This is a genomic window from Sphingomonas sp. SphC10 (assembly GCF_057004845.1).
Map to the genome: position 1 here is coordinate 1964549 of NZ_CM168044.1, position 12010 is coordinate 1976558.

A 12010-nucleotide genomic window follows, 5' to 3' on the forward strand; every position below is an offset into this window, starting at 1 on the left:
GGCGACACGTTTGCGACAGGCCCGCGAGGAGACCGGGCGGGTCGATGGTCCTCATCGCTATCCTCTCCCGGGGCGGGGGCGCGGAAAGGGGCGTATTTGGATGTCGATCTGCCTTAGACTGCGATGACTTGAAATGCCCCCCCTTCAGGGGAGGGGCCGGGGGTGGGGCTCTTCCGCAAGCGCGGCGTTCGTGGAAAGGCCCCACCCCAACCCCTCCCCTGAAGGGGAGGGGCTCACATTGACTCGATATAACGTCGATCCGCCCTAGAACCGCCGAGCAATCGGCGTGATGCCGGCGCCCAGGATATTGCCCCGGATTACCAGCGGCTCGCCCGACCAGTTGCCGACGAAGACCGGCTTAAAATCGACGCCGGGGGCCAGGCGGGCGCGGTTGTTCTCGATCACCAAGCCCGACGAGTCGTTCTTGGCTCCCTCCGGCGCGACGGTGATCAGCGTCGAGTGATTGTCCTTGTCGCGGCCGAAGACGAACTCGTTCCCCGCGATCCGCCCCTTCGCGCCGTTGGACAGGTCGATCATATAATTGGTCGAGTGACCCTTGCTGTCGTCGAAGCTGCTGTCGAGCACCTCGACATAAGGCGCCCGGCTCTTGACGTAATGGCCTCCCTGCCCGTGCTCGAAGCGGCAGGCGGTGACGCGTAGGGACTTGTAGCGGCCCATATAGATGCCGTGCGCGCCGTTGCCGGTCGGGTCGTTGCCCAAGCCGGAAAAGGTCGAGTGGTCGACGGTGACGGTGCCATTGGGGTCCTGGGCCGACAGGATGCCCGACTGGCTGTCGAGGAACATCGCGTTGCTGACGGCCAGCGGCCCCTTTTCGATGCGGATGCCCGCGCCATTGCCGTCGCCGACCTCGATATGGCTGAAGACGATGCCCTGCACCGAAGCACCACGCCCGCGCAGGACCAGCGCCGCCTTCCCCTCGCAGGCGATGCGGGTGAAGATCACCTTGCCCGGTTCGGTCGCGACATAGCTGATCCGCCCCGCCCCCTGGATCGCGCATTCGCGGTAGGTGCCCGGCGCGATGCGGATCGTGCCCTCACCATCGCCGATCGCCGTGACCGCTGCTTGCAACGTGGCGAAGCCGCGCCCGCCGACCATGAAGGGCTGCCCGCCGCCCTGCGCAAGCGCGGCCACCGACGTCATACCGAGGATTAGGAGCGGAACCAGACGCATGGGGTCATCCTGAAAAAGCGAACGGGCGCCGCATCCTGCCACGCATGGGAACAGGATGCGACGCCCGTGATCGTCCCGCGAAGGGAACACGATCCCATTCCTCCCTGAGCTTGCTCGGGGCGGGGGACCGCGACCGCAGGGCGTGGTGGAGGGGCATGGCCGGTCCATCTTGCCCCTCCACCATCGCTGACGCGATGGCCCCCCTCCCCAAGCATAGCTTGGGGAGAATTGGGATTTATGCCTCTTCGGTTTCGTCCTCGTCGGCCAGTTCTTCCTCCAGCGCGGTCAGGATCGCCTGGTTGAAGGCGGGGATGTCGTCGGGCTTGCGGCTGGTGATCAGGTTGCCGTCGACCACGACCTCCTCGTCCACCACGTCCGCGCCCGCATTGGACAGGTCGGTGCGGATCGAGGGATAGCTGGTCAGGCGACGCCCATCGATCACGTCCGCCTCGGCCAGCAGCCAGGGGCCGTGGCAGATGGCGGCAACGATCTTGTCGTCTTCCATGAATTCGGTGACGATCTCGACCGCGCGCTCGTTGAGACGCAGCTTGTCGGGGTTGCAGGTGCCGCCCGGGATGACCAGCGCATCGTAATCATCGGTATCGACCTCATCGACGGTCAGGTCCGGCGTCGCGGTTTCGGCCTTGTTGATATCGCCTTCCATGCCCTGGATCGGATCGGACTTGAGCGAGGCGAGCGTCACCTTCGCGCCCGCTTCCTCCAGCGCCTGGCGGGGCTTGAACAGCTCGACGGTCTCGAAACCGTCGGCGGCGAGCATCAGGACGCGTGCCTGGGAAAGATCGGCCATGATGGAAAACTCCTGTCGGGGAAATGGCTTGGGGGAGCCAGCACCAGAACCCGCGACCGCATCGGCCGTTCCGGAACGAAGCGACCGGCGGCGCATTTGCAGAGATGACCCGAGAGAGAGCGATGGCCACCCGTCTAGTCTATTGCGATGACAGCAAACCCGGCATCACCCGGACCAAGGTTCGCGGCAAATGGGCCTATTGGAGCCCGAAGGGCGAACGCATCACCGATCGCGACGAAATCGACCGGCTGAACCGCATCGGCCTGCCCCCCGCCTATCAGGATGCCTGGTTCTGCCCGCGCGCCAATGGCCATATCCAGGCGATCGGCTGGGACGAGAAAGGCCGCAAGCAATATCGCTACCACCCCGATTTCCGCGAGGCGCAGGAAGCGGCCAAATATGAACGCTGCGCCGCCTTCGGCCACGCCCTCCCCACACTCCGCAAGCGCGTGGAGGCGGATTTGAAGAAGCGCGGGCTGTGCAAGGAACGCGCGGTCGCCGCCGTCATCCGGCTGCTCGACAACGGCCATATCCGCGTCGGCAACGAAGCCTATGCCGCCACCAACAAGAGTTTCGGCGCGACGACGCTACGCAAGCGCCATGGCCAGGTGAAGGGCACCACGCTGCGGCTGCGCTATCGCGGCAAGTCGGGCAAGATGCGCGACATGACCCTGACCGATCGGTCGCTCGCCAGCTTCGTCAAGCGGTGCCAGGATCTGGACGAACAGCATTTGTTCGCCTGGGTCGATGAAGAGGGCGAGGCAAATCCCGTCACCTCGTCGGACGTGAACGCCTATATCCGCGAGGCGACCGGCTGCGACTTCACCGCCAAGCATTTCCGCACCTGGGCCGCCAGCGTCGCCGCGTTCGAGGCACTGGCGCTGGCCGAAGCGGACCTCAGCCTGAAGGCGATGCTGGAGCCGGTGGTCGAAAAGCTCGGCAACACCCCCGCCATCGCGCGCAAATCCTATGTCCACCCCTCGCTGATCGCGCTGGTGAAGGAGGGGCAGGCTGCGTTCCGCCAGTCGCTCCGCCTGCCACGCGCCCGTGCCGGGCTGTCCCGCGTCGAATGCGGGCTGATCGCGTTTCTCGAAGCCGGAACCCCGGCCAGCAAGGCGGCCTGACCGCCCATCATTTCAGGAGTCCCCATGGCGACGAGCAATACCTCGCCCAAGGCGCCGATCTTCGACGGCTCACGCATACCCGATCAGGTCGAGGGCATTCTCGACGCGACCTATAACTGGGTACAGGATTATTGGCTGAAGGTGCTGATCGCGATCGGCATCGGCGCGGTCATCGTGCTGGCGCTGCTCTGGGTGCGCAAGCTGGGCGACAAATTGTGCAGCCGCCCCGGTTTCGCCGGTGGCTGGGGCGTGATCCTGGGCCATGCGATCGCGCGGACCAACATGTTCTTCATCGTCACGCTCGCCGCGCAACTCGTCGCGGGCTATTCTGGCGCGCCGGGAGAGGTCGCCAAGACGATCAGCTTCCTGTTCACCGTTGCCAGCGTGTTCCAGGCCGCGATCTGGGCGCGCGAACTGATCCTCGGCACGATCGAGCATCGTACCCAGTCCGAACATTATTCGGGCGAGGCGTTGTTGTCGGCGATGGGGCTGATCCGCCTCCTCGTGACGGTGGTGCTGTTCGCCATCGCGCTGGTCGTGGTGCTCGACAATCTGGGCGTCAACGTCACCGGCCTGGTCGCGGGTCTGGGCGTCGGCGGTATCGCCATCGGTCTGGCCGCGCAGGGGATCTTCGGCGATCTGTTCGCCGCGCTCGCCATCATCTTCGACCGGCCGTTCCGGCGCGGTGACAAGATCAGCTATGACAGTACCAATGGCGTGATCGAGTCGATCGGCCTGAAGTCGACCCGCATCCGCGCCTTCACCGGCGAACTGCGCATCATTTCCAACCGCCAGCTGCTCGACAAGGAAATCCAGAACACGACCGTGCGCGACCATGTCCGCCTGTCGTTCATGATCGGCGTCGCCTATGAAACCCCGCCCGAGACGCTGGCGCGCATCCCGGCCCTGCTGACCGAGATCGTCGAAGGCGAAGGCGGCAAGGTCGCCCGCGCCGGGTTCGAGAATTTCGGCGCGTCGAGCCTGGACTTCGCCCTGCAGTTCGACGTGCCCGGCGACGACTGGGCCACCGCGCACGACCTGCGCAACCGGGTGCTGGTGACGCTGATGAAGCGGTTCGCGGCAGAGGGGATCGTGATCCCCTACCCGACCCAGACGACCTATACCGCCGCGCCGGACGGGACGCTGGTGATGCCCTATCCCCAGGTCCAGCCGGTCGAGGTGCACCGGGCTTGAACGAACACCCTCACCCTTCCCACCCGCTATCGCGGGCGGGCCCCTTCCCTCTCCCATTGGGAGAGGGAGGGAGGCGCGAAGCGCCGGAAGGGTGAGGGTGTGGTGGCACTCAAATCCCGCCTTCGTCCAGCGACAACAGCGTGGCGTTGCCGCCTGCGGAGGTCGTGTCGACCGACACCGCCCGCTCCGCGCAGAAGCGGTACAGGTAATGCGGCCCGCCCGCCTTCGGCCCGGTGCCCGACAGGCCCTCGCCGCCGAAAGGCTGGCTGCCGACCACCGCGCCGATCATCGAGCGGTTGATGTACAGGTTGCCGACTGCTGCTTCCGCCTCGATCACCTCACCAGCGCGGGCGATGCGGCTGTGCAGGCCCATGGTCAGGCCGTAACCCTTGGCGTTCACCTTTGCGATCGTCTCGGACAGCGTGCCCGCTTCCCAGGTCGCGACGTGCAGGATCGGTCCGAACCATTCCTGGGTCAGGTCCTCGACCCGGTCGAGCCGGATCAGCGTCGGCGGGACGAACAGGCCTTCGGCGGGCGCATCGAGCGTCTTGATCGTCTGCGTCACCATCGCCGCGCGGTACGCCATCAGCTTGTCATAGGCGGCCTGGTCGATAACCGGACCGACATCGGTCGCCGGATTGCCGGTCGCGCCGAGCACCAGCGTCTCCATCGCGCCCTTGAGCATTTCGATGACATTGTCGGCGACATCCGCCTGCACCAGCAACAGCCGCAACGCCGAGCAACGCTGCCCCGCCGAGCGGAAGGACGAGGTGATGACGTCCGCCACCACCTGCTCGGGCAGCGCGGTCGAGTCGACGATCATCGCGTTGATACCGCCGGTCTCGGCGATCAGCGGCACGATCGGGCGATCGTCGTCCGCTACCAGCGTCCGCGCGATACGCTTGGCGGTGGCGGTCGAGCCGGTGAAGGCGACGCCCGCGATGCGATGATCCTCGGTCAGCGTCTGGCCCACATCCGGCCCACCGACCGCGAGCAGCAGCGCGTCGCGCGGCACGCCCGCACGGTAGGCCAGCTCAACGGCGGCCTGTGCGATGGCGGGCGTCTGCGGCGCGGGCTTGGCGACCACGGTGTTGCCGGTGACGAGCGCCGCCACCGTCTGGCCCAGGAAGATCGCCAGCGGGAAGTTCCACGGCGCGACCGTCGCCCAGACCCCGCGCCCTTCCAGGTGCAGCGTGTTGCGCTCACCCGTCGGCCCGGGCAGCTCGACCGAACCGAGCCGCGCCCGCGCCTGCTGCGCATAGTAACGACAGAAATCGGCGGCCTCGCGAACCTCGCCGATCGCGTCGGGGATCGTCTTGAACGCCTCCTGCACCAGGATCGCCATCAGCCGTTCGCGATCCTGTTCCAGCAGATCGGCCAGCTTCTCCAGCACGCTCGCGCGGGTATCGAGCGGCGTCGCGTTCCAGGTCGGGAAGGCCGCATGGGCGCGCGATACCAGCGATGCGACATCGGCGGTGGCGGCGACCGGCGTCACGGCAGGGGCGTTGACCGCCTTCATCGTGGCGTCCAGCGTTGCGATGTCGCTCAGGTCGATGCCAGTCGAGTTGCGATGGCCCGGCGCGAACAGGTCGATGGGCAGCGGGATGCTCGGGTGACGCGCGCCGCCGACGGCCGCAATCTTGGCGACCGGGTCGGCCAGGATCTCCGCCTCGGTCAGCCGCGCATCGGCGAGCTGGTGCACGAAGCTGGAATTCGCGCCATTCTCCAGCAAGCGGCGGACCAGATAGGCCAGCAGGTCGCGATGCCCGCCGACCGGCGCATAGATGCGGCACTTGTGACCATGTTCGCGCACCAGCCGCTCGTACAGACCGTCGCCCATGCCGTGCAGCCGCTGGAACTCGAAGTCGTGGCTGTTGCCCGCCCATTCGAGAATGGTCGCGACGGTCAGCGCATTGTGGCTGGCAAAGGCGGGGCGGATATTCTCGGCCGCCAGCATGTCCTTGGCGACCGCCAGATAGGAGACGTCAGTCGCCGCCTTGCGGGTGAAGAGCGGATAGTCGGCCAGCCCCTCGACCTGGGTGCGCTTGATCTCGCTGTCCCAATACGCGCCCTTGACCAGCCGTACGTTCATGACCCGATCGAGGCCGTTGGCCCAGCCGATGACCGCGCGCGCACGCTTGCCATAAGCCTGCACCGCCATGCCGAACCCGTCCCAGCCCTTGAGCGCCGGGAGCGCCGCGACGCCGCCGATGATGTCCAAGCTCATCTCCAGCCGCTCGGACTCTTCGGCATCGACAGTGAGGGCAATGCCCTTGTCCGCCGCCTGCCGCGCCAGCTGCGCCAGCATGTCGGTGAGCGCGGGGACGCACTCATAGGCGCGCGGCAGTTCGTAGCGCGGGTGGAGCGCCGACAGCTTGACCGAGATCGAATGGCCCGCCGCCGGGTCCGACCCCACCGCGTCGATCGCCTTCACATAGGCCTGGAAATAACGCTCGGCATCCTCATGCGTCCGCGCCGCCTCGCCCAGCATGTCGAAGCTGGCAGTGAACCCCTTGTTCTCGGGCTTCTTCATGCGGCGCATCGCTTCCTCGATGGTGCGGCCCATCACGAAAATCTCGCCCATCATCCGCATCGCGGCGCCGACCGCCTGACGCACGAACGGCTCGCCCGCGCGCGACAGCAAGCGCTTCAGCGGCCCCGCCTCGCCCTCACCGACCAGCGCGCGGCCGACGACCAGGCCCCAGGTGGCGGAGTTGACCAGCTTCGACGCCGACCGCCCGGTATGCGCGCGCCAGTCCGCCTCGCCCAGCTTGTCGGCGATCAACAGGTCGGCGGTCTCGGGATCGGGCACGCGCAGGAACGCCTCGGCGAGACTCAGCAGCGCCACGCCCTCGGACGAGTTGAGGCGATATTCCTGGAGGAACTGGTTTACCCAGCCGCGATTCTGCGCGGCACGCAGGTCGGCGAGCAGGCCCGAGGCATGGCCCATGATCCGCTCGCGCATCTCCGGCGTCGCGGCGGCGCGGTCGAGCAGCGGCTTCAGGACATCGGGTTCGGGCGCACGATACAGCGATTTCATGGTCTTGCGCGCATCGGCGGTAACGGCAGAGGTCATAGGTCTTCGTCCGGTCGGGCGGCCCGGCATGCGGCTGAGCGCTTGGCGGGTCGCATGGCTATGCTGTGATGGACCAGCGCTTAGCGGGAAATATGGGGATTGGGTATCGTTTGATACGAGATGAAGCGCGCTTCGCGACTGCCATCAGAATTGAAATTTTGACGTCGTTGGCGTATATGACTCGCAGGCGAGGACATCCGCCTTTCTGTAGAGCCCCGGTCGCTGCTACGGCCGGGGCTCAAATCCTTTGGGGCTCAGGCTGCTACCCGAGCCCCGCCGGGCACCTTACCTGTTGCGAACGTCGATAATCTTCACGACCAAGGTCGCGAAGGCGATGACGACGCCCAGGATCAGGCACAGATCGGCTACGGACATCCGTGGTCCTTTCTGTGATTAACGGCGGAATTGCCGTCGAGCGATCACTAACTCGAACGGCCATACAAGATCATGTCAAATCGGCGTTCGATTACGTGAGATCTTATTCGCAACCATCCCCGCCCCCGCATCGTTCTCCCGCCAAACCCCTGAAAGGAGAGCCACGATGGCCGACGACAGCCCCCAGGAAATCGCCGCCAAGTTCCTCGACAAGCTGAAGAGCAGCCCGTTCGTCATGATCGGCCTTAACGACGGCCAGCATTCCGAACCGATGACCGCACAGATCGATGACGATCAGCCGAACACGCTGTTCTTCTTCGCCGGTCGCGACAACCGCATCGCGGGCGGTGGCGAGGCGATGGCACAGTTCGTCGGCAAGGGTCATGACTTCTTCGCCTGCCTGGCGGGCCGTGTGTCGAAGGACAATGATCCGGCGCAGATCGACAAGCTGTGGAGCAATCAGGTCGAGGCTTGGTTCCCGGAAGGCAAGTCGGACCCCAACCTGACGCTGCTGCGCTTCGACATCAGCTCGGCCGAGCTGTGGAAAACCGACATCTCGCTGTCGGGCCGGGTGAAGATGCTGTTCGGCGGCACGATTCACTCGGACGAGTCGTCCAGCCATGCGGTGGTCGGCTCGGTCGCGTAATCCGCAATTGCTGGAAGGCGAAACGCCCGGAGGCCATGCTTCCGGGCGTTTTTCTATTTCCCCTATCCCCCGCCCCGTTCCGCCTGAGCGAAGTCGAAGGCCAAGGGAAACGGCTCGCCAAACGCTTCTGGTCAGTGGACCCCGTGGCCTTCGACTTCGCTCAGGCTGGACGGAAGAGGTAGTGGGCGGTCAGGCGTTGGCCTTGATCCACTCCTCGACCACCGGCGCGATGCGGTTGCGCCATTTCGAGCCGTTGAAGATGCCGTAATGGCCGACCTTCTCGGCCATGTAATAGCGCTTCTTTTCCTCCGGCAGATTGGTCGCCAGCGTCAGTGCGGCGCGCGTCTGGCCCAGCCCGGAGATATCGTCCCGCTCGCCCTCGATCGCCAATATGCCGATATCGGTGATCGCGCCCGGATCGACGCGCTTGCCATGGTGCAGCATCTCGCCCTTGGGCAGCGCGTGACGCTGGAACACCAACTCGACGGTCTGGAGATAGAATTCCGCCGTCATGTCGCAGACCGCGCGATATTCGTCATAGAATCGCTTGGTGGAGTCGGCGCTTTCGCCGTCGCCCTGGACCAGATGCTTGAACATCTCCCAATGCGAAATCATGTGGTTGCCCAGGTTCATCGACATGAATCCGGCAAGTTGCAGAAAGCCCGGATAGACCCGCCGCCCGGCACCTGGATAGGTCATGGGCACGGTGGCGATCGCATTCTGCTCGAACCAGGCGTGCGGGCGATCGGTCGCCAGCAGATTGACCGCCGTCGGCGCCTCGCGCGTGTCGACCGGCCCGCCCATCAGCGTCAGGGTGCGCGGGGTGCAGGGATGCTTGTCCGCGCTCATCACCGCCGCGGCAACATAGGACGGCACCGAAGGCTGGCACACCGCCAGCGCATGAGCGCCCGGCCCGATCTCGGTCAGGAAGTCGATGATGTAATCGACATAATCGTCGAAATCGAACCGCCCGTCCGACAGCGGCACCAGCTTCGCGTCGCGCCAGTCCGTGATGTACACCTCGCAGGTCGGCAGCATCCGCTGCACCGTGCCGCGCAGGAGCGTCGCATAATGGCCCGACATCGGCGCGACGATCAACAGCTTGGGGCTGTCCTCCACGCCTTCGCGGCGGAAGCGCTTCAGCTGGCCGAAGGGCTTGCGCAGCACGATCTCTTCGTGGACGACCACCTCGCGCCCGTCGATCTCGGTCTTGGTCAGGCCGAAAGCGGGCTTGCCGCGCGGCGCGGCGGCATGGGCGAACACCTCCAGCGCAGATCCCATGATCGCGCCGCCGCCCAGATACGCGAAGGGATTGGCAGGATTCTGGAGCAGCCCCGCACCGAAATTGGCCAGCGCGCTTGCGCCCGCCAGCATCGAGCGCTGCATTTCATAGGCGTCGTACAACATCGTCGATTCCCCTGCGCTCCGCCGGACGGAGCCGTGATTGGCATTTGTCTATCACGAAACCGTTTGCGCATGATGACCAGAATATGGCCGATCGGTCATAGTGCCGAACCGATGACAGGTTCATGATCTCCATCACATCCCCTGAACGCACCAAAGCGCCCAAACGATGCGTCGAGCCCATAGCCCGGCGTTGAGCCGATGCGCCCACGCTGCTAGGTCCCCGGCATGGCCAGATCCGCCGCGTCCCGCAAATCCGCCGAGCCCCCCGTCCCGGCCAGCCGCCGCCTGAGCAACCTGAAAATGGTCTGGCGCTATACGCTGCGCTATCCGGGGCATCTGGCCGCCGCCACCGTGTCGCTGGCGGTCGCGGCACTGGCCACGCTGTTCATCCCGCGCACCTTCCAGAAGGTGATCGACCACGGCTTCGGCAACATCGCCGACACCGGCGATATCGCGCCCTATTTCCAGGGGCTGCTGGCGGTCGTCGTGGTGCTGGCGATCGCCACCGCGTTCCGATTCTATTTCGTGTCGTGGCTGGGCGAGCGGACGGTCGCCGATATCCGCATCGCGGTGCAGGCCAACCTCCTGCACCTGGCACCCCGTTACTTCGAGGAAAACCGCCCGTCCGAGATCGCCAGCCGGTTGACCGCCGACACCGCGATCATCGAGCAGGTCGTCGGTTCGACCGTGTCGATCGCGCTGCGCAACACGGTGATCGGGATCGGGGGCACCATCTATCTGTTCGCGCTGTCGCCCAAGCTGACCCTGTCGCTGCTGGTGTGCATCCCGCTGATCGTCCTGCCCATCGTCGTACTGGGCAAGAAGGTGCGCAGCTATTCGCGCGACAGCCAGGACCGGCTGGCCGATATCGGCGCGACCGCCGTGGAGACGCTGGGCGCGATGAAGGTCGTCCAGGCGTTCGGCCAGGAACGCCGCGAGGCCGAGCGATTCGAGCTGGCGGTCAGCAACGGCTTCGCCACCTCGCGCAAGCGCTTCCTGCTGCGTGCGGTGATGACCGCGATGGTGATCGGCCTGTTCTTCGGCGGCCTGACGCTGCTGCTGTGGGAGGCGGTTGCCGATGTCGCCAGCGGGCGGCTGTCGGGCGGGTCGCTGACCGCGTTCGTCGTGACGGGCATGCTCGTCGCGGGCTCGTTCCAGGCGCTGACCGAGGTGTGGGGCGACATATTGCGCGCATCGGGCGCGGCGCAGCGTCTGGCCGAGCTGCTGGCCGAGGAACCCGAGATCGCGCCGCCCCCCGCCCCCGCCGTCCTGCCGGTCATCCCGATGGGGGCACTGCGTTTCGAGAATGTCGTGTTCCACTATCCGACCCGGCCCGAAGTCGCGGCGCTGAACGACTTCTCGCTCGACATTCGCCCCGGCGAGACGGTGGCGGTGGTCGGTCCCTCGGGCGCGGGCAAGTCTACTCTGTTCCAGCTGGCCGAGCGATTCTACGATCCGCAGGGCGGCAATATCTCGCTCGACGGCGTGTCCCTGCGTGATGCCGATCCGGCAGCGATCCGCGCGCGCATCGCGATGGTGCCACAGGAGACGGTGATCTTCGGCGCCTCGGCGCGCGACAATCTTCGCTATGGCCGGTGGGAGGCGAGCGACGACGAACTCTGGGCCGCCGCCGAGGCCGCCAATGCCGCCGACTTCCTGCGCGCGCTGCCGCAGGGGTTGGATACCTTCCTGGGCGAAGGCGGTGCCCGGCTGTCGGGCGGGCAGCGCCAGCGGATCACCATCGCCCGCGCGCTACTGCGTGATGCGCCGATCCTGTTGCTGGACGAGGCGACGAGCGCTTTGGATGCCGAGAGCGAGCAACTGGTCCAGCAGGCGCTGGAGCGGTTGATGGCCAACCGGACGACGCTGGTCATTGCGCACCGGCTGGCGACGGTCCGTGCGGCGGAGCGAATCGTGGTGATGGACGGCGGGCGGATCGTCGAACAGGGGCGGCATGGAGAGCTGATCGCGGGCGGCGGGCTCTATGCCCGGTTGGCAAGCCTGCAATTTCACGATTGATGGGGCCGGTCTAATACCACTTGGCGAGGGGATTCCCTTGGCCTTCGACCTCGCTCAGGCTGAACGGGGGTTTGGCAGGACCCTACTTCCCCGCTCCGTTCAGCCTGAGCCAAGTCGAAGGCAACGCCCCAACCCCTTGAAATCCAACCCGCAATCGCGCTTGCAGCCCG

General features: G+C 66.0%; 8 protein-coding genes. 4 read left to right on the forward strand and 4 right to left on the reverse strand.

Features of this window, described 5'->3' with window-relative positions:
- Positions 1 to 264 precede the first annotated feature (264 nt).
- Together ACWKSV_RS08845 and ACWKSV_RS08850 are read right to left on the reverse strand one after the other, a co-directional pair.
- Positions 265 to 1161 (reverse strand): right-handed parallel beta-helix repeat-containing protein, encoded by an 897-nt coding sequence (locus ACWKSV_RS08845; protein WP_483666788.1) that lies wholly within the window; start codon positions 1159 to 1161, stop codon positions 265 to 267.
- 265 nt (positions 1162 to 1426) lie between these two features.
- Positions 1427 to 1999 (reverse strand): type 1 glutamine amidotransferase domain-containing protein, encoded by a 573-nt coding sequence (locus tag ACWKSV_RS08850; protein ID WP_056434627.1) that lies wholly within the window; start codon positions 1997 to 1999, stop codon positions 1427 to 1429.
- 122 nt (positions 2000 to 2121) lie between these two features.
- Here ACWKSV_RS08850 and ACWKSV_RS08855 point away from each other — a divergent pair, with 122 nt between their 5' ends.
- Both ACWKSV_RS08855 and ACWKSV_RS08860 read left to right on the forward strand, forming a co-directional pair.
- Positions 2122 to 3123: a DNA topoisomerase IB gene (locus tag ACWKSV_RS08855; protein ID WP_191864550.1), complete on the forward strand. Its 1002-nt coding sequence runs from the start codon at positions 2122 to 2124 to the stop codon at positions 3121 to 3123.
- A 24-nt stretch (positions 3124 to 3147) separates the two neighbouring features.
- The gene (locus ACWKSV_RS08860; RefSeq protein WP_076717100.1) at positions 3148 to 4317 is read left to right on the forward strand and encodes a mechanosensitive ion channel family protein; all 1170 of its coding nucleotides are present in this window, start codon (positions 3148 to 3150) and stop codon (positions 4315 to 4317) included.
- Positions 4318 to 4426: 109 nt separating this feature from the next.
- Here the strand turns inward: ACWKSV_RS08860 and ACWKSV_RS08865 are convergent, their stop codons facing one another.
- Positions 4427 to 7357, reverse strand: coding sequence for an L-glutamate gamma-semialdehyde dehydrogenase (locus tag ACWKSV_RS08865; protein WP_083706795.1), 2931 nt, complete (start codon positions 7355 to 7357; stop codon positions 4427 to 4429).
- A gap of 577 nt (positions 7358 to 7934) precedes the next feature.
- Between ACWKSV_RS08865 and ACWKSV_RS08870 the strand changes: the two genes are divergently transcribed.
- Entirely contained in the window at positions 7935 to 8414 is a 480-nt protein-coding gene (locus tag ACWKSV_RS08870; protein WP_483666789.1) for a pyridoxamine 5'-phosphate oxidase family protein, read from the forward strand.
- Positions 8415 to 8603: 189 nt separating this feature from the next.
- On the opposite strand, the gene ACWKSV_RS08875 is transcribed toward ACWKSV_RS08870, so the two are convergent.
- Positions 8604 to 9821, reverse strand: a complete 1218-nt coding sequence (locus tag ACWKSV_RS08875) for a polyhydroxyalkanoate depolymerase (protein ID WP_076717105.1) — start codon at positions 9819 to 9821, stop codon at positions 8604 to 8606.
- Positions 9822 to 10046: 225 nt separating this feature from the next.
- On the opposite strand from ACWKSV_RS08875, the gene ACWKSV_RS08880 reads away from it, so the two are divergent.
- Positions 10047 to 11840: an ABC transporter transmembrane domain-containing protein gene (locus ACWKSV_RS08880; protein ID WP_076717107.1), complete on the forward strand. Its 1794-nt coding sequence runs from the start codon at positions 10047 to 10049 to the stop codon at positions 11838 to 11840.
- The last annotated feature ends 170 nt before the right edge of the window (positions 11841 to 12010 follow it).